Consider the following 14,860-nt stretch of genomic DNA (forward strand, 5'->3'; position numbering starts at 1 on the left):
CAACCGCACAGCGGACCGCGGGGAGGGGACCGCGGCGCAGGGACGGCGCTGTGCCAGCCTCGCGGTACTGTCACCGACCTTACGTACGTACGGGGCGTACCGCCTCGTCCTTCCGGCCGCATCCCGCACGGCCGGAAGGACGAGAGCTGCGGGTCAGAGGCCGGCGGCCGCGGTCCGGATGGCGTTGGCGAAGGTGGACACCTCGCTGTAGACACCGGGCAGGCCCGGGCGGGCACAGCCCTCGCCCCAGCTGACGATGCCGACCTGGATCCAGGCTCCGGCGTCGTCACGCCGGAACATCGGGCCGCCGGAGTCGCCCTGACAGGTGTCGACGCCGCCCTGGTCGAAGCCGGCGCATATCTCGTCGCCGGGGACCAGCTGGCTTCCGTAGGCGGCCTTGCAGGCGGCGTCCGACACGAAGGGGACGGTGGCCTTCAGCAGGTAGCGCTGCTGGCCGCCGCCCTCGCGGGCGGCGCCCCAGCCCGCGACGGTGAAGGTGCCGTTGTTGTAGGTGGTGGTGTCGGCGATCTTGAGCGTGGGCAGGTTGATCGGCTTGGCCAGCTTGATCAGGGCCCAGTCCTTGCCCTGGCCGTTGTAGCCGGGCGCCTGGAGCACCTTGGTGGACTTGACCTTGACGGCGCTGGAGCTGTTGAGGTCGACGACGCCGGCGGTGGCGGTGATGGAGGTGTTGTTGCCGGAGCCGTTGACGCAGTGGGCGGCGGTCAGCACGATCTGGGGACTGTAGAGGGCGCCGCCGCAGCCCATGGAGAGGCGGACCATGAAGGGGAACTCGCCCTGGGCGGCGCGGGTGCCGCCGACCACGGGGGTCGGGTCGGCGCTGGCGGAGCCGGGCTGGAGGCTGACGGCCGCGAGGGCGACCGCCGCGACGGCGAGGGCGCTGCGGATCGGGCGGGTGGCACGACGGGTGACGCTCTTGGGGTGCAACACAGTCGGCACGCTGCCTTTCGTGGGGGGTGGGGCGGTGCGTGGGTGCGTCGCGCACGCCGCCGCGGGGACGGCGGACGTGACGGGTCCATGTCACATCTAGCTCCGCGCGGGCACAAGGACGCCGATTCGGCCAAGGTCACTCAGGACGTGCGCCCCGAAGGGGGCGTGCGACATCGGTGGGGCGTACGACACGAGGGGGACGGATGACGCACGGGGGACGCATGGCACACGAAGGCGGCCGACGCGGCCCGATCGAGCACGGATTCCCGCACCTCGCCACGGTCCGCGCCGCGCTCACCGCGCTGCACCGGCGGCTGTCGACCGACGGCGTCCGCTCCTACGCGACGGGCTTCGCCCCCGCCGACGCGGCCTTCCCCGACGACGACGACCTGCACCTCGGCGCGCAGCGGGTGGCCTCCGCGATGGTGCGCCACCTGCGGCTCCCCGACGCCCGGATGATCATCAGCTTCCGGGCGATGGAGCACGCGGCCACCGTCGAGCTCGCCGCCGGACCCGAATACTTCATCGAGGTCAACGACCGCTTCCGCACGCACCGGCGCGATCTGGCCGCCGCCCTGGCCCACGAGGTCACGCACGTCCTGCTGCACCGGCTGGACCTCGACTTCACCACCACCGCCGAGACCGAGATCCTCACCGACACCGCCGCCGCCTACCTCGGGGCGGGCTGGCTGCTGCTGGACGCCTACCGCGAGGACGCGCTCACCCACCAGAAGCTCGGCTACCTGACCCCGGAGGAGTTCGGGTACGTCCTGGCGAAGCGCGGGCAGCTGCTGGGCGAGGACCTCTCCACCTGGTTCACCAGCCCCCAGGCGTACGAGGCCTACGTGCGCGGGCGCGAACTGGCCCGCCGGGACCTGCGCCGGGCCCCGCTGGCCGCGGCGGGCCTGCTGGAGCGCCGGCGCTACGCGAAGGACCGCCGGGCCGGGACCGCCGACCCGGCGCAGGGGGCGGCGTACCGCTTCGAGCCCGGCCCCTCGGGGCAGCGGGTCAGCTTCCCCTGCCCGGTCTGCCGGCAGCGGCTGCGCGTCCCGGTGCGGGGGCGACTGCGGGCGCGCTGCGGGCTGTGCGCCGCGGTGCTGGAGTGCGACACCTGAACGGGGGGGGCCACCGACCTCGTCAGAGACCGCCGCCGCAGCCGCCACACCCCCCGCCGCAGCCGGCCCCGCAGCCGCCGGGGCCGTGCCCGCCGTCGCTGCCACCGCCGCTCCTGCCCCCGCTCCAGCCGGGGGAACCGGCGAACATCAGGAAGCCGGAGAACATCGTGATCCCGGTGGGGACGCAGAGGCCGATCGCCAGCATCTTGCCGCCCCCGCCGAGAGAGTCCCGGGCGTGCTGCATCCCCGGGTTGTACCAGATACCCGCGAGCGTGATCCACGTGCCCAGACACAGCACCGTGCAACACGCCACCCACACCCCGAAGCGAGTCATGTACCGGTTCGTGCCCGTCCACCCGGCCCGGAACACCCGGCTCCGCGCGCTATCGATGCGCCCGTACGGGTGAATCTCGCGTTCGTTCGAGCGTCCGATTCATGACGACGCGACGGCGCGGGCAGGGTTGCCGTACCGGACGAACCGGTGACTCTGCGCGAAAGGGATCATGATGCGTCTTCGTAACACGGTGGTGGCCGCGGCCGGCGCCCTGGTGCTCACCCTGTCGATGCCCAACTCCGCCTTCGCGGCGGTTGGCGATTTCAGTTACAGGGGCCAACTCATCATCGGCAGGCACACCCTCCAGGACCCGCCGAGCGAGGAGTGCATCAACGTCCCAGGGGCCAACGTCCTCCCCGCCCACGCCCCGCACAACGACACCAACGCGACGGCCACGGTCTTCCTCGACGAAGACTGCGGGGGCGACGTGTACTTCGTGATGCCCCCGGGCCAGCACCTCGACTTCCGGTCCAGGTTCCGCTCGGTCGTCTTCAGCTGACCGAGGCAGTCGCTCGCGCGGGCCGGTCCGCGTAGTTCCTGTCCGCCGCGGCGCGGCGGACAGGAGCCACCTCGCTTCGGAGGGGGCGCCGCCTCACGCGTCCGAGCACCCGCAGCCGCAGCCGTCGGCGCCGCCCCCGCAGCCGTCCCCGTCCTCGTCACCCGGGCCCCGCCGCGGCGGACTGCCCAGGCCCCGGTCCGTCAGCCAGCCCAGCACGAAGAAGGCGACGAACGACGCCAGGACACCCCCGACGATGATGGCGTTCGTGCTCATGCGCGGGGTGTGCCCGGCCGCACCGGCCGGAACACCAAGCTCCGCGACAGCCGGCCGGACTAGGCCAACTCCGATTCCGACTCCGGATCCGACTCCGGACCCAGCGCCCCCGCGATGGCGTTGACCGCGGCCCAACCGAAGGCCATCGCCGGGCCGATGGTCGCGCCAGGCCCCGGGTACGTCTCCCCCATCACCGCGGCCGCGCAGTTCCCCGAGGCGTAGAGCCCGGGCACGGGCCCGCCGTCCTCGCGCAGCACCCGACCGTCCCCGTCCGTCACCAGGCCGCCCTTGGTGCCGATGTCCCCCGGGTGGACCGGGACGGCGTAGAAGGGGCCCTTGTCGATCGGCGCCAGGTTGGGGTGGGGCAGGGTGGGGTCGCCGTAGTAGCGGTCGTAGGCGCTCTCCCCGCGCCCGAAGTCCTCGTCCGCGCCGGCTTCCGCGAAGCCGTTGAAGCGGCGGATCGCGGCCGGCAGGCCCGGGGCGGAGATCTGCCGGGCCAACTCCTCGACCGTGGCGGCCTTGCGTACGAAGCCGCTCTCCAGCCACCGCTTCGGGAAGGGCTGGCCGGGGAAGAGGCCCGCGAAGAGGTAGCGCGCCTTGGAGCGGGCGTCCAGGACCAGCCAGGACGGCACGGTCGTCGCGTCCGGCCGGTCCGCCGCGTACATCCGGTCCACGAACGAGTGGTAGGGCGCGGCCTCGTTGGCGTACCGCTCCCCCGCCGCGTTCACGATCACCATGCCGGGGATGCCCCGGTCGGCGACCAGGAAGAAGGGCCGCTCCCCCGGCGGGCACAGCGAGGGCGCGCCCCACACCTTGTCCAACAGGTCGGTGGCGGCGCCCAACTCCTCACCGAGCCGCAGCGCGTCCCCGGTCTGCCCCGGCGAGGCATGGGTCCAGGCGGTGGAGGTGGGTCCGGGCAGGTGCTTAGCGCGCAGCCCCTGGTCGTGCGAGAAGCCTCCGGAGGCCAGCACCACCCCGCCGCGCGCCCGTACGGTGACCTCGCGGCCGCCCTGCGCGCAGCGGATCCCGACCACCGCGCCGCCCTCGGTGACCAGGCCGGTCAGCGGGGCGGACAGCCACAGCTCGCCGCCGAGCCGGTCCAGCGACAGCCGCATCCGGGCGATCAGCGCCTCACCGAGCGAGAGCAGCTTCCGGCCGCCGACCAGGGCCCCCACCGCCCGGGCGCCGACGCGCAGCGAGGCCCGGCGGCCGGCCCAGGTGCGGGCGACCATGTTCAGGAAGCGGAAGTCGTAGGAGGTCATGATCAGCCCGTACGTCGGCAGGCCCGCGCGCCGCATGTCGTGGCGCAGCGCCCCCAGCCGCTTGAAGTCCACGATGCGGGGCTCGACGGAGCGGCCCCGGGGCATCCCGCCCGGCGCCTCGGGGAAGTAGTCCGGGTAGCCGGGGGTGTACATGAAGCGGATCGCGGTGCGGTCGTGGAACTCGCGGACCATGCGCGGCCCGTGCTCCAGGTACGCGTCCTTGCGGGCGGCCGGGACCCGGTCGCCGACGGTGGCGTCGAGGTAGGTACGGGCCCGCTCCCGGCTGTCGTCGAGGCCCGCCGCGTCGAGGTGGAGGTTCCCGGGTACCCAGATCGCACCGCCGGACAGGGCGGTGGAGCCGCCGTACTTGTCGGTCTTCTCCACGACGAGGACGCTCAGGCCGCGCAGCCGGGCGGTGACGGCGGCGGCCAGTCCGGCCGCGCCGGACCCGACCACGACCACGTCGTAGGCATGTTCGGAAGGGATGGTGTCGGTCATCCGAAGGCTCCGGTGGCGTAGTCGCTGCGGAAGTACAGCAGGGGCGATCCGCCCTCGCGGGCGGTCAGTTCCAGGACCCGGGCGGTGACCAGGTAGTGGTCACCGGCTTCGTGGACCTCCTCCAGGGCGCAGTCGGCGGTGGCGAGGGCCCCGGCGATGCGGACCGCGCCGTGCGCCGAGACCTCCCAGTCCACCTCGGCGAACTTCTGCGCGCCGCGCCGCCCGAGGGCCTCGCACACCGGCCGCTGTTCCTCGGCGAGGATGCTGACCCCGAAGCGTCCGGCGGCCCGGACCGCGGGCCAGCTGGTGGATCCCTTGCCGACGCAGAGCAGGACGAGCGGCGGGTCGAGGGAGAGGGAGGCGAAGGACTGGCAGGCCAGCCCGGCCGGGCGGCCGTCGCCGTCGAGGGCGGCGACGACGGTGATGCCGGAGGCGAAGGCCCCGAGCACCTCGCGGAAGGCGGCGGGGTCGATCGCGTCGTGTCGGCCTGCGTCGCGAGCGGTCAGCCGTTCCACTGGTGGCCCCAGAGGCTGTCCGAGGTGATCTCCTTGGCGGTCCAGGTGGCGGGGTCGACGAGGAGCCCGTCCCAGCCGTATTCGACCTGGAAGCCGCCGGGGGCCTGGGCGTAGAAGGAGACCATGCGGTCGTTGGAGTGCCGGCCGAGGGTGGAGGCGATGGGTATGCCGGCGCGGTTCATCCGGTCCAGGCAGTAGCCGACGTCGTCGAGGGTCTCCAGCTCGACCATGAAGTGGACGATGCCGGGCGGCAGCGCGCCGGGGTAGAGGCCGAGGCTGTGGTGGCGGCGGTTGGGGCTGAGGAAGTGCATCCAGTGGAAGTCCTTGCCCGGCGCGCCCGTGGGCACGGCGACCGGGGGCAGCCGCATCGAGTCGCGCAGCTGGAAGCCGAGCAGGTCCTCGTAGAAGCGGAGGGTGGCCTCGGTGTCGGGGGCGGGCAGCACCACGTGACCGAGGCCGAGGTCCGCGCCGTCCGGTCCCGCGGTGACGAAGCGGTTGCCGTACCGGGCGGGCAGCGGGCTGTGGTCCTGCGCCTGCCCCCAGTAGATCTCCAGCGGGTTGCCGCTGGGGTCCTCGCAGTGGATCAGTCCCTGGACCCGCCGGTCCGCGAGGGTGAGCGCGTCGCCCTCCTTGACCGGGAAGCCTGCGGCTTCCAGCTCGGCGGCGGCGTCCTCCAGGGCGCGGGCGTTCGCGACCTCGAAGCCCGCCGCGAGCAGCCGGTCCGTCTCCCCGGCGACGATTTGGAAGCGATGGGTCCGATCGTCGATGCGGACGTTGAGGAGGGTGTCCGTACTCCCGGTGGCCTCGGCCATCCCGAGGACGTCGAGGGCGTACGTGCGCCAGGCGGCGAGGTCGGCGGCCTCGATGCGGAGGTAGCCGAGTGCGCGGATGTCCATCGTGGCCCCTAGTGGAGGAAGAAGTCGGTGGCGAGGCGGTTGAACTCGTCGGCCGCCTCCGTCTGTGCCCAGTGCCCGCAATGCGGGAAGACGTGCAGGCGGGCGTCCGGGATGGTCTTCAGGGCCAGGAATGCGCCGTCGACCGGATTGACCCGGTCCTCGCGGCCCCAGGTCAGCAGCACGGGCGCGGTGATCCGGTGCGCCTCGCGCCAGAGCATGGTGGCCTCGGGCCAGCGGGCGAAGGCGGCGCCCATCCGGGCGTTGCCGAGCCGGGTCTCGGGCTCCATCGCCTGGGCGTAGCGCTCCTCGACGAGCGCGTCGGTGACGAGCGCCTGGTCGTACACGAGGCGGCTGAGGAAGGCCCGCATCTGCTCGCGGGTCGGCTCGGGCGCGGAGCTGAACTCGAAGAGCCGCCTGACGCCTTCGGTGGGGTCTGCGGAGAAGAGGTTGAGGGAGATCCCGCCGGGTCCCATCAGGAGCAGCTTGGCCACCCGGTCCGGGTGGTCGAGGGCGAGCCGGGTGGCGGTACCGCCGCCGAGCGAGTTGCCGACGAAGTGGGCGCGGGCGATGCCGAGTTCGTCCATGAGGGCGACGACCGCGTCCGCGCTGTGGGTGAAGTAGTCGCGCTCGGGCGCGCGCTTGTCGGAGCGGCCGTAGCAGGGCTGGTCGACGAGCAGGGTGCGGAAGTGGCCGGCGAAGTGGGGCAGGTTGGGGCCGAAGTTGGACCAGCCCGAAGCGCCGGGACCGCCGCCGTGCAGCATGATCACGACGGGAGCGTGGGCGGCCTCGCGGGCATCGGGCCCCGCCTCGTGGAAGTGGAGGGTGAGACCGCCCGCGTCGAGCGTCCGCGAGGTGTTCTCGTGGGTGAGGGTCGTCGTCATACTCACAGCATCGTGTCCTGGATGTCGAGGCCGAGGGCGCTCTGCCCGAAGAGGACGAGGGCCCGCTCGGGGTCGTTGGCGGCGTGTCCGCGGCCGGTGTGGACGTCGCGCCAGGCCCGTTGGACGGCGCCGGGGCCGGTGCGCATGGCGCTGCCGCCCGCGTTCTCCATCAGGAGGTCGACGGCGGCCACGCAGCGCTCGGTGGCGAGGACCTGGTCGCGCCGGGTGCGGGCGCGCAGCGCCAGCGGCAGCTCCGCGCCCCGCTCGGCCAGTTCGTACAGCTCGGCGATGTTGCGCTGGAGCTGGAGCCAGGAGGCGTCTACGTCGCTGGCGGCGCGGGCGATGCGGACCTGGGCGAAGGGGTCCTCGGCGACCTGCTGGCCGTAGGAGATCCGGAAGCGTTCACGGGTGGCGGCGACGTGGGCCTCGTAGGCCCCTTCGGCGATGCCGACGATGGGCGCGGAGATGGTGGTGGTGAAGACGGAGGCGTAGGGGAGCCGGTAGACGGGCTCCGGGTTGACGGCGTGGCCGGGCACCTGGAGGGCGGTGACCGGGCCGAAGCTCAGCGCGCGGTGCTCGGGGACGAAGACGTCCTCGACGACGATGTCGTTGGAACCGGAGCCGCGCAGGCCGACGGTGTCCCAGACCTCGTCGATCCGGTACTGGGCGCGCGGCACCAGGAAGGTCCGCATGTCCACGGGCCGGCCCTCGGCGTCGGTGACCAGACCGCCGAGCAGGGCCCAGTCGGCGTGGTCGCAGCCGGAGGAGAAGTGCCAGCGGCCGCTGATCGTGAACCCGCCCTCGACGGGGGTGACCTTGCCGGTGGGGGCGTAGGAGGAGCAGATCCGGGCGGCCCGGTCCGCACCCCAGACCTCCTCCTGGGCGCGGGGGTCGTACAGCGCGACGTGCCAGGGGTGGACGCCGACGACGGAGGACACCCAGCCGGTGGACCCGCAGGCCTTGGCCACCTCCTTGACAGCGGCGTAGAAGACTCCCGGGCGCGCGGCGTACCCGCCGTAGGCGCGGGGTTGCAGGAGCCGGAAGAAGCCGGTGGCCTCCAGCTCCTTGACGTTCGCTTCGGGGACCTTCCGCAGGGCCTCGGCCTCGGCGGCGCGCTCGCGCAGGGCGGGGGCGAGGTCGCGGACGGCTGCGAGGACCTCTTCGTCACTCATGGTGTCCCCATTTCTCTGGTGCCCGGATTTCTCCGGTGCTCCGGAATTCCACTGGTGCTCCGGATCGGATGGCGAGGAACGTACGCCGGGGCCCGCGGGGCACGGAACGCGCGCTTCCCACTGAGCGGGAAGGCCGAAGATGACTGCCCGAAGTATTACTGATTGAAATAACTGTGTCCGGGTCCTTCCCCGCGTCCGGGGGCCCGTGGCAGGGTCGCCCCAACGCCTCACACAGGCCTGAGGCAGGCCTCACGCAGGGGGTTCCTCGTGCTCGACCAGGTCATGGAGACGGACCCGGTACCGCTGTCGCTGCTGGAGAAGGCGGCGCGGGTGCTGGGTGCCTTCGAAGGTCCACAGCCCCGGCTCTCGCTCACCGAAGTGGTGCGCCGCTCCGGCATCCCGCGCTCCTCCGCCCACCGCATCCTCGACCAGCTGGTCGGGCTGCGGTGGCTGGACCGGGAGGGTCGGGACTACCGGATGGGCATGCGGATGCTGGAGCTGGGCGCGCTCGCCTCGCACCACAACCGGCTGCGCCGGGCCGCCCTGCCGCTGCTGCACGCGCTGCACGAACGGACCGGGCAGGTCGTGCACCTGTCGGTGCTCGACGGCGCCGAGGTGGTGTGCCTGGAGCGGATCGGCGGCGCGGAGGCCGCGGGCGTGCCCTCGCGGGTCGGCGGGCGGCTGCCCGCGCACTGCACCGCCTCCGGCAAGGCCCTCCTCGCCTTCGGCGACCCGGGCGCGCTGGAGCACGTACTGGCGCAGGGCCTGCGCCCGCGCACCGCGCACACCCTGACCCGCCCCGCGGCGCTGCGCGCGGAGCTGGCGGCGGTCCGGGAGCACGGAGTGGCCCACGACCGGGAGGAGAGTTTCCGCGGGATCTCCTGCGTGGCCGCGCCGCTGCGGGGCGCGGGTCGTGCGGTGGCCGCGATATCGGTGTCCGCGCCCTCCCCGACCGACTCGCACCAGGGCGAACGCGAGCACGCCCGCCTGGGTCCGCTGGTGCTGGCCTGCGCGCGGTCGGTGTGGCGGGAGCTGTACGGACCCGGGCGCGCGGGCCGCTCCGCGCCGCCCCCGGACCAACGGCCGGGGGTCCCGGAAGAAACGATGGACAACATGATGGGTTGGCTGCGGTTCAGCGAGTGGATGTAGCGGGTAGTCATACCGCAGCGCACGAGAAGGACCGGCCCCGACCCCCCGCCAGGGGGCCGGGTCCGGTCCGTTTTGCGGTCCGTTATTCGGGCTGCTCGGGCTGTTCGGGCCGCCGCGCCGTCAGCCCGCGTAGCTGATCCGGATGCGGGTGCCGGGCGGGCCCAGGGGCAGTGCCTGGCAGGCCAGGACGTATCCCTCGGCCAGGTCCGCCTCGTCCAGGACCTCGTTGCGGACCATCTTCACCTCGCCCTCCACCACCCGGCAGCAACAGGCGCTGCACGCGCCCTCGCGGCAGGAGTACGGCGCCGGCACGCCCGCCGCGAGCAGCGCGTCCAGCAGCGGGGCGTCCGGCGCCCAGTCCACGGCGTGGGTGACCCCGTCGAGGTCCACCTCGGCGATGGCCCCCGGCCCGGAGCCGGCGCGCAGGGGCCGCTGCTCCGCGAACACGTCCCCGGAGAGGGAGAAGTACCGCTCCCGGTGGATGCCGCGGGCGCCGTCTCCGCCCGCCCGCAGGGCCGCCTCCGCCGCGTCCATCAGCGGCGCGGGCCCGCACAAGTAGGCCTCGGCCGCCGGGTACGGGGCCACCAGCGGCGCCAGCCGGTCCGCGGTCGGCAGCCCCTGGAGGCACTCCAGCCAGTGCACGACGGCGAGGCGCCCGGGGTGCGCGGCCACCAGCTCGCGCAGCTCACCGGCGAGCGCCACCGACTCCGGGTCCCGGTTCGCGTAGAGCAGGGTGACCCGCTCCCGGCCCACCGCCAGCGCGGACTTCGCGATGGACAGCAGCGGGGTGATCCCGCTGCCGCCCGCCACCAGCAGCAGCTCCCGGTCCAGGTCGGCCGGGGTGAAGCTGCCCGCGGGAGGCAGCGCCCGGACCTCGTCCCCGGGGGCCAGCTGCTCGCAGACCCAGGCGGAACCGAGCCCGCCGGGCACCTTCTTGACCGTGATCCGCAGCGGCTCCCCGGTGTACGGGGACCCGGCCAGCGAATAGCAGCGGGCCCCGCCCCCGGGCACCCGCAGGGTCAGGAACTGCCCCGGCCGGTACGGCACGGCCCCGCGCCCCCGCGCCTCCAGGACCAGCGACACCGCGTCCGGCGTCTCCTGGACCCGCTCCACCACGCGCAGCCACAGCTCATCGGACATCGGCCGGCACCTCCAACAAGCCTGTGGAAACCGCTCGTTCGATGCTCGCGCGCAGCGCCGGGCAGGAGTGCGTACGGGCGCCCGGAACCCCGGCCGCGGCGGCCGGCGCCCCGATCCGCGGGCAGAGCGCGGCGCCCTCCCCCGCCCACTCCACCTGGGTGTGGGCGGGGCTGAACTTCTCGCACAGCACCCGGTTCCCGCACTCCCCGCACACCACGGGCGTCGCGCCGGTGACCATCACGCCCCGGCCCGCCGGGCGAGGTTCTCGGCGACCTCGGCCCGCCACGCCTCGGTGGCGCGCGTGGTGTCGATCTCGAACTCGAAGCGCCGCACCATCTCGTCCGTGACCTCGGCCGCATCCACGTAGAACTGCTCGTACCACCGACGCAGTTGGTAGACCGGTCCGTCCTCCTCCGTCAGCAGCGGGTTGTCGATGCGGGTCTTGTTCCGCCAGATCTCCACGTCCTGCTCGAAGCCGACCGCCAGCCCCTCGGAGGTCAGCCGCGCGGCCTCGGCGGCCTGCTCGTCGGTCATCCCGGGGAGCTTCCTGACGATGGTGCCGTACATGAGCACGAAGCTGTTCTCGTCCACCGGGTAGTGGCAGTTGATCAGCACCGACTCCAGCTCGACGCCCCCGCCCACATCGCTCCACAGCTTGTCGATCATGTACGAGGGGCCGTGGTAGGAGGCGTCGGAGCGCAGCCCGCCGCCGGTGGAGAGGGTGCCGAGGTCCACGTCGCCGCGCGGGGTGGACTCCATGTACTGGGTGGCCACGTGCCCGTCGAAGACGTTCTTGAAGTAGTGCGGGAAGGCGTAGTGCACGTAGTAGAAGTGCGCCATGTCGACCACGTTGTCCACGATCTCGCGGCAGTTGGCGTTCTCCACGCGCAGCGAGTTCCAGCTCCACGCGCTCCACTCCGCACTGCCGACCCCCTCGATCTCCGGGATCGTGATCCCGGCCGGCGGCTCGGCGCCCTCCGGGTCGTGCCACACGTACAGCTGCGCGTTGCGCTCCAACACGGTCCAGGCCCGGGTGCGGGCGCGCGGCGGGACCCGGCGGGCGTAGGGGATCGCGGCGCAGCGGCCGTCGCCGCTCCAACGCCAGTCGTGGAAGGGGCAGGCGACGGTGTCGCCCTTCACGCTGCCGTGGGCCAGATTGCCGCCCATGTGCGGGCAGTGGGCGTTCAGGACGTGCAGCTCGCCGTCCTCCGCCCCCTGGAAGACCACGAGCTTGGTGCCGAAGGCGGCCACCTCGTGCGGGGCCCCGTCCTTGAAGTCCGCGGCCAGCCCCAGGCAGTGCCACCCGCGGGCGAACCGGGTCGGCACGGCGGCCGCCTCGATGACCCTGACCTCGTCCGGTGCTTCAGCAGTCGTCATGAGGGGTGCTCCTTACTTCCGGGCCTGGGTGGCCACGCGTTCGGCCGCGAGTTCGACGGCGATGTCGATGAGCTGGTCCTCCTGGCCGCCGACCAGGCGGCGCGCACCCGCGCGCAGGAGGATGTCGGCGCCGGAGACGCCGTAGCGCTCCGCCTGCCGGTAGGCGTGCTTGAGGAAGCTGGAGTAGACCCCGGCGTGCCCCATGAGCAGCGCCATCCGGTCGAGCGTGCACTCCTCGTCCATGACGGGCCGCACCACGTCCTCGGCCGCGTCGATGATCTTCAGTACGTCGATCCCGGTCCGGATCCCCATCCGCTCGCAGACCGCGGCGAAGGCCTCGACCGGGGTGTTGCCCGCGCCCGCGCCGAGCCGCCGGGTCGAACCGTCGATCTGGAGCGCCCCGGCGCGCACGGCGGCCACCGAATTGCCCACGCCCAGACCGAGGTTCTCGTGGCCGTGGAAGCCGACCTGCGCGTCACCGCCCAGCTCGGCGACCAGGGCCGCGACCCGGTCGGTGACCTGGTCCATGACCATGGCACCGGCCGAGTCGACGACGTACACGCACTGGCAACCCGCGTCCGCCATGATCCGGGCCTGGCGGGCCAGCTCCTCCGGGGTGGTGGAGTGCGCCATCATCAGGAAGCCGACGGTCTCCAGGCCCATCTCGCGCGCCAGCCCGAAGTGTTGGACCGCGATGTCGGCCTCGGTGCAGTGGGTGGCGATCCGGCAGACGGAGCCGCCGTTGGCGTGCGCGGCCCGGATGTCGTCCTTGACGCCCAGCCCCGGCAACATCAGGAAGGCGATCTTCGCGCGCCGCGCCGTCTCCGCCGCGATCTTGATGAGGTCCTGCTCGGGGGTGCGGGAGAAGCCGTAGTTGAACGACGATCCGCCCAGCCCGTCCCCGTGCGTCACCTCGATGACGGGGACGCCCGCGCCGTCGAGGGCGGCGACGATCGACCGCACGTCCTCGCCCGTGAACTGGTGCCGCTTGGCGTGCGAACCGTCGCGCAGCGAGGAGTCGGTGATCCGGATGTCGAGGGCGTCGGAGTAGGTGGTGGTCACGCGCGCATCTCCTTGGCGAACTCCTCGCCGACCTTGGTGGCGGCGGCGGTCATGATGTCGAGGTTGCCGGCGTAGGGCGGCAGGTAGTCGCCCGCGCCCTCCACCTCCAGGAAGACCGCGACCCTGGCCGTCCCGCCGCTCAGCGGGGACGGATCGTCGTACTGCGGCTCGGCGCGCAGCCGGTAGCCGGGCACGTACGTCGCCACGTCCGCCGCGACCTGCTCGATCGAGGCGGTGATCGCGTCCCGGTCGGCGTCTTCGGGGATCGCGCAGAAGACGGTGTCGCGCATGATCACGGGCGGATCCGCCGGGTTGAGGATGATGATGGCCTTGCCGCGCACGGCGCCGCCGATCTCCTCGATGCCACGGGCGGTGGTCCGGGTGAACTCGTCGATGTTGGCCCGGGTCCCCGGCCCCGCCGACACGGAAGCCACCGACGCGACGATCTCGGCGTAGGCCACCGGAACGACCCGCGACACGGCGTACACCATGGGGATGGTGGCCTGGCCCCCGCAGGTGATCATGTTGACGTTGTTCCGGTCCAGGTGGGCCGTGAGGTTCGCGGGCGGCACCACGGCGGGCCCTACGGCGGCCGGGGTCAGGTCGACGGCCTTGATCCCCAACTCGGCGTAGCGCGGGGCGTTGGCCCGGTGCACGTAGGCGGAGGTGGCCTCGAAGACCAGATCGGGCAGCTCGCCCTGGTCCAGCAGCCAGTCGACCCCTCTGTGCGAGACGTCGAGCCCGGCCCGGCGGGCCCGCGCGAGGCCCTCGCTGTCGGGGTCGACGCCGACCATCCAGCGGGGCTCGATGTGCGGGGAGCCCTGGAGCTTGTAGAGCAGGTCGGTGCCGATGTTCCCGGAGCCGACGATGGCCGCGGTGGCCTTCTTAGCCGTGTTCTTGGTCATGATCACCTCAGCAGAAGGAGAGCGAGACCGGGCCGAGCCCGGTGAAGTCGGCGGTGTACGTCCGCCCGGCGCGCACGTCCACGGCGCGGGTGCAGGACCCGGGCAGGACGAGGTGCCCCTTGCGCAGCGGTACGCCGAAGCGGGCGACCGTACGGGCCAACCAGGCGACGGCGGTGGCGGGATCGCCGAGCACGGCGTCGGCGCGCCCGGTGGCGAGCAGGTCGCCGTCCTCGTCCAGCCGGGCCTCGATCGCCCTGATGTCCAACTCGCGCGGATCGCGCCCCTCGCCGATCACGTACCCGGCGGAGGAGGCGTTGTCGGCGATCGTGTCGGCGATGGTGATCCGCCAGTCCGCGATCCGGCTGTCGATCAACTCCAGGGCCGGTACGACGCGTTCGGTGGCGGCCAGTACGTCCGCCTCCGTGCAGCCCTCCCCCGGCAGGTCGGCGCCGAGCACGAAGCCGACCTCGACCTCGACGCGGGGCGCGCAGTAGGCGGCGAGCGGGACGGGGACGTCGGAGCGCAGCTCCATGACGTCGAGGAGGTGCCCGTAATCGGGCTCGTCGACGCCCATCATGGCCTGCATGACGGGGGACGAGAGCCCGACCTTGTGCCCGGTGACGCGGGCGCCGTCGCGCGCGGTGCGCAGGCCGATGTTGTGGAGCTGGATCTCGTACGCGTCGCCCGTACCGATCCCCGGGTACGTCTCGCTCAGCGGCCGTACGGGCTCCCGCCGCAGCTCCGCCGTGCGCAGCAGGCCCGCGGCCTCGCGCCGGAGCCGATCGTCGAGCATGGTGCCTCCCGGCTGCGGTGGTGTGGTGCCGCAGACGGTAG

At 73.0% G+C, this 14,860-nt stretch carries 17 protein-coding genes; 3 read left to right on the forward strand and 14 right to left on the reverse strand.

All coding sequences use genetic code 11. The annotated features are described in order from the left end of the window. Positions 1-153: 153 nt before the first annotated feature. Positions 154-948 carry a S1 family peptidase gene (locus tag ACIQWR_RS28015; protein ID WP_404015066.1) on the reverse strand — a complete coding sequence of 265 codons (795 nt, stop codon included), beginning with the start codon at positions 946-948 and terminating at the stop codon, positions 154-156. 221 nt (positions 949-1,169) lie between these two features. Between ACIQWR_RS28015 and ACIQWR_RS28020 the strand changes: the two genes are divergently transcribed. Next, positions 1,170-2,063, forward strand: coding sequence for a hypothetical protein (locus tag ACIQWR_RS28020; RefSeq protein ID WP_404014924.1), 894 nt, complete (start codon positions 1,170-1,172; stop codon positions 2,061-2,063). 22 nt (positions 2,064-2,085) lie between these two features. Here the strand turns inward: ACIQWR_RS28020 and ACIQWR_RS28025 are convergent, their stop codons facing one another. Further along, positions 2,086-2,397, reverse strand: coding sequence for a hypothetical protein (locus ACIQWR_RS28025; RefSeq protein ID WP_404014926.1), 312 nt, complete (start codon positions 2,395-2,397; stop codon positions 2,086-2,088). Positions 2,398-2,566: 169 nt separating this feature from the next. Between ACIQWR_RS28025 and ACIQWR_RS28030 the strand changes: the two genes are divergently transcribed. Beyond that, positions 2,567-2,896 carry a hypothetical protein gene (locus ACIQWR_RS28030; protein ID WP_404014929.1) on the forward strand — a complete coding sequence of 110 codons (330 nt, stop codon included), beginning with the start codon at positions 2,567-2,569 and terminating at the stop codon, positions 2,894-2,896. Positions 2,897-2,989: 93 nt separating this feature from the next. Here ACIQWR_RS28030 and ACIQWR_RS28035 read toward each other — a convergent pair whose 3' ends face one another. Genes ACIQWR_RS28035 through hsaA form a run of 6 tightly spaced genes read right to left on the reverse strand, consistent with a single transcriptional unit; the run spans position 2,990 to position 8,393 of the window. Further along, on the reverse strand, positions 2,990-3,169 hold the full coding sequence (locus ACIQWR_RS28035) for a hypothetical protein (protein ID WP_404014931.1): 180 nt from the start codon (positions 3,167-3,169) through the stop codon (positions 2,990-2,992). Positions 3,170-3,228: 59 nt separating this feature from the next. Next, positions 3,229-4,929 carry an FAD-dependent oxidoreductase gene (locus tag ACIQWR_RS28040; protein ID WP_404014934.1) on the reverse strand — a complete coding sequence of 567 codons (1,701 nt, stop codon included), beginning with the start codon at positions 4,927-4,929 and terminating at the stop codon, positions 3,229-3,231. Next, complete coding sequence (locus ACIQWR_RS28045; protein WP_404014937.1) at positions 4,926-5,444, reverse strand: flavin reductase family protein; 519 nt, start codon at positions 5,442-5,444, stop codon at positions 4,926-4,928. The genes ACIQWR_RS28040 and ACIQWR_RS28045 overlap by 4 nt, the downstream gene beginning before the upstream one ends. Next, positions 5,432-6,340: a VOC family protein gene (locus ACIQWR_RS28050; RefSeq protein WP_404014940.1), complete on the reverse strand. Its 909-nt coding sequence runs from the start codon at positions 6,338-6,340 to the stop codon at positions 5,432-5,434. The genes ACIQWR_RS28045 and ACIQWR_RS28050 overlap by 13 nt, the downstream gene beginning before the upstream one ends. An 8-nt stretch (positions 6,341-6,348) precedes the next feature. Further along, a complete protein-coding gene (gene hsaD, locus ACIQWR_RS28055; protein WP_404014942.1) occupies positions 6,349-7,221 on the reverse strand; it encodes a 4,5:9,10-diseco-3-hydroxy-5,9,17-trioxoandrosta-1(10),2-diene-4-oate hydrolase in 873 nt (290 codons plus the stop codon). 2 nt (positions 7,222-7,223) lie between these two features. Next, complete coding sequence (gene hsaA, locus ACIQWR_RS28060) at positions 7,224-8,393, reverse strand: 3-hydroxy-9,10-secoandrosta-1,3,5(10)-triene-9,17-dione monooxygenase oxygenase subunit (protein WP_404014945.1); 1,170 nt, start codon at positions 8,391-8,393, stop codon at positions 7,224-7,226. Between the two features lie 267 nt (positions 8,394-8,660). On the opposite strand from hsaA, the gene ACIQWR_RS28065 reads away from it, so the two are divergent. After that, a complete protein-coding gene (locus ACIQWR_RS28065) occupies positions 8,661-9,542 on the forward strand; it encodes an IclR family transcriptional regulator (protein ID WP_404014948.1) in 882 nt (293 codons plus the stop codon). Between the two features lie 120 nt (positions 9,543-9,662). Here the strand turns inward: ACIQWR_RS28065 and ACIQWR_RS28070 are convergent, their stop codons facing one another. From ACIQWR_RS28070 to ACIQWR_RS28095, 6 genes are read right to left on the reverse strand one after another with little or no spacing between them, the layout of a single operon-like run. After that, positions 9,663-10,682: a 2Fe-2S iron-sulfur cluster-binding protein gene (locus ACIQWR_RS28070; protein ID WP_404014951.1), complete on the reverse strand. Its 1,020-nt coding sequence runs from the start codon at positions 10,680-10,682 to the stop codon at positions 9,663-9,665. After that, positions 10,672-10,923: a hypothetical protein gene (locus ACIQWR_RS28075; RefSeq protein WP_404014954.1), complete on the reverse strand. Its 252-nt coding sequence runs from the start codon at positions 10,921-10,923 to the stop codon at positions 10,672-10,674. Before ACIQWR_RS28075 ends, ACIQWR_RS28070 begins: the two co-directional genes overlap by 11 nt. Next, positions 10,920-12,059: a Rieske 2Fe-2S domain-containing protein gene (locus tag ACIQWR_RS28080; protein ID WP_404014956.1), complete on the reverse strand. Its 1,140-nt coding sequence runs from the start codon at positions 12,057-12,059 to the stop codon at positions 10,920-10,922. Before ACIQWR_RS28080 ends, ACIQWR_RS28075 begins: the two co-directional genes overlap by 4 nt. 12 nt (positions 12,060-12,071) lie before the next feature. After that, entirely contained in the window at positions 12,072-13,121 is a 1,050-nt protein-coding gene (dmpG, locus tag ACIQWR_RS28085) for a 4-hydroxy-2-oxovalerate aldolase (protein ID WP_404014959.1), read from the reverse strand. Continuing rightward, on the reverse strand, positions 13,118-14,026 hold the full coding sequence (locus tag ACIQWR_RS28090) for an acetaldehyde dehydrogenase (acetylating) (protein ID WP_404014962.1): 909 nt from the start codon (positions 14,024-14,026) through the stop codon (positions 13,118-13,120). The genes dmpG and ACIQWR_RS28090 overlap by 4 nt, the downstream gene beginning before the upstream one ends. Before the next feature lie 7 nt (positions 14,027-14,033). Next, complete coding sequence (locus tag ACIQWR_RS28095; RefSeq protein ID WP_404014964.1) at positions 14,034-14,819, reverse strand: 2-keto-4-pentenoate hydratase; 786 nt, start codon at positions 14,817-14,819, stop codon at positions 14,034-14,036. Positions 14,820-14,860 lie beyond the last annotated feature (41 nt).

Origin of the sequence: Streptomyces sp. NPDC098789, assembly GCF_044759975.1 — a bacterium.
GTDB lineage: Bacteria > Actinomycetota > Actinomycetes > Streptomycetales > Streptomycetaceae > Streptomyces.

Bases quoted from the DNA above. Each gene is read 5' to 3' on its own strand.
- ACIQWR_RS28020 (WP_404014924.1), top strand. From the start codon at position 1,170: ATGGCACACGAAGGCGGCCGACGCGGCCCGATCGAGCACGGATTCCCG.
- ACIQWR_RS28025 (WP_404014926.1), bottom strand. From the start codon at position 2,397: ATGACTCGCTTCGGGGTGTGGGTGGCGTGTTGCACGGTGCTGTGTCTG.
- ACIQWR_RS28030 (WP_404014929.1), top strand. From the start codon at position 2,567: ATGATGCGTCTTCGTAACACGGTGGTGGCCGCGGCCGGCGCCCTGGTG.
- ACIQWR_RS28035 (WP_404014931.1), bottom strand. From the start codon at position 3,169: ATGAGCACGAACGCCATCATCGTCGGGGGTGTCCTGGCGTCGTTCGTC.
- ACIQWR_RS28040 (WP_404014934.1), bottom strand. From the start codon at position 4,929: ATGACCGACACCATCCCTTCCGAACATGCCTACGACGTGGTCGTGGTC.
- ACIQWR_RS28050 (WP_404014940.1), bottom strand. From the start codon at position 6,340: ATGGACATCCGCGCACTCGGCTACCTCCGCATCGAGGCCGCCGACCTC.
- hsaD (WP_404014942.1), bottom strand. From the start codon at position 7,221: ATGACGACGACCCTCACCCACGAGAACACCTCGCGGACGCTCGACGCG.
- hsaA (WP_404014945.1), bottom strand. From the start codon at position 8,393: ATGAGTGACGAAGAGGTCCTCGCAGCCGTCCGCGACCTCGCCCCCGCC.
- ACIQWR_RS28070 (WP_404014951.1), bottom strand. From the start codon at position 10,682: ATGTCCGATGAGCTGTGGCTGCGCGTGGTGGAGCGGGTCCAGGAGACG.
- ACIQWR_RS28080 (WP_404014956.1), bottom strand. From the start codon at position 12,059: ATGACGACTGCTGAAGCACCGGACGAGGTCAGGGTCATCGAGGCGGCC.
- ACIQWR_RS28090 (WP_404014962.1), bottom strand. From the start codon at position 14,026: ATGACCAAGAACACGGCTAAGAAGGCCACCGCGGCCATCGTCGGCTCC.
- ACIQWR_RS28095 (WP_404014964.1), bottom strand. From the start codon at position 14,819: ATGCTCGACGATCGGCTCCGGCGCGAGGCCGCGGGCCTGCTGCGCACG.